Origin of the sequence: Corallococcus sp. 4LFB (assembly GCF_046520365.1) — a bacterium.
Lineage (GTDB): Bacteria > Myxococcota > Myxococcia > Myxococcales > Myxococcaceae > Corallococcus > Corallococcus caeni.
In genome coordinates this window covers 1-1,132 of record NZ_JBKGHJ010001047.1, presented here as the reverse complement: position 1 = coordinate 1,132, position 1,132 = coordinate 1, and the positions used below count along the sequence as shown (strand labels likewise).

The 1,132-nt window shown below is 71.8% G+C and carries 1 protein-coding gene; it reads left to right on the top strand.

Annotation, left to right across the window (positions count from 1 at the left end):
- Positions 1-32 precede the first annotated feature (32 nt).
- The gene (locus ACLEQD_RS43925; RefSeq protein ID WP_410391872.1) at positions 33-803 is read left to right on the top strand and encodes a metal-dependent hydrolase; all 771 of its coding nucleotides are present in this window, start codon (positions 33-35) and stop codon (positions 801-803) included.
- Positions 804-1,132: the final 329 nt, after the last annotated feature.

The window sequence follows — 1,132 nt, the reverse complement described above, 5'->3', positions numbered from 1 at the left end:
CAAGGCCACGCCGGCGTCCCCCCAAGGCCGACGTGAAGGCGGCGGCCAAGGCGGCGGCCAAGGCCCCCGCGGCCGGCAAGCCGGCGGCCACGACGGGCAAGACGGAGGTGACGTGGTGGGGCCACGCCGCCTTCGTGGTGAAGACGCCGGGCGGCGCGACCATCGCCATCGACCCGTGGCTCACCAACCCCAAGGCGCCGCAGGGCGCCACCTGGCCGGAGGCGGTGGACGCCATCCTCGTGACCCACGGCCACTTCGACCACGTGGGCGAGACGAAGGCCCTGGCCCAGAAGACCAACGCCAAGGTGTACGGCTGCTTCGAGCTGGTGTCGCTGCTGGGCCTGCCGGAGGCGCAGAGCATGGGCGCCAACGTGGGCGGGACGTTCACGGTGAAGGACGCCACCATCCACCTGGTGGAGGCGGTGCACTCCAGCAGCTACCAGGCGGACCCGAAGGCCGCGTCGCAGTACGCCGGCGCGCCCCTGGGCTTCGTCATCGAAATCGCCAACGGCCCCACGCTGTACCACGCCGGTGACACCGGGGCCTTCCAGTCCATGGCCCTCATCGCGGAGCAGTTCAAGCCCACCGTGGCCATGCTCCCCATTGGCGGCCACTTCACCATGGACCCCGCGCAGGCCGCCGCCGCCGTGAAGCTGCTGAAGGTGAAGTCCGTGGTGCCCATGCACTACGGCACCTTCCCCGCCCTGGCCGGGACCCCGGACGCGCTCACCACGGAGCTGAAGAAGACCCGGTCCACCACCAAGGTGGTCTCCCTGGAGCCCGGCAAGGCCACCGCGCTGTAAGGTTTTCCCGGTGGGTCGTCCCCGCGCGCGCGTCCGCCCCGGGTGGACGGGCGCGCTGTTTTTCCACCGCCCTTCAGCATCCGTTGCACAACGCCGCCGCTGGCCCGGGGCCGGGTGGCATCCCGGAAGCGACTGGGTTATTCCCACGCCTCGTGCGCTTGTCGGCGGGAACCGGCCGCGCGCGTTCGAGGGGTGTACCGGTGTCGGTGCTGGTTTTTGGAAGGGGAACCTGGTTGGCCACGCTCCTGGCGGACGTGGTCGCCGCGCATGCCCAGGCCCCCACGCCGGTCTCGTCGCCCCCGCTCCAGGAGGCCTCCTCCGGCCGCGCC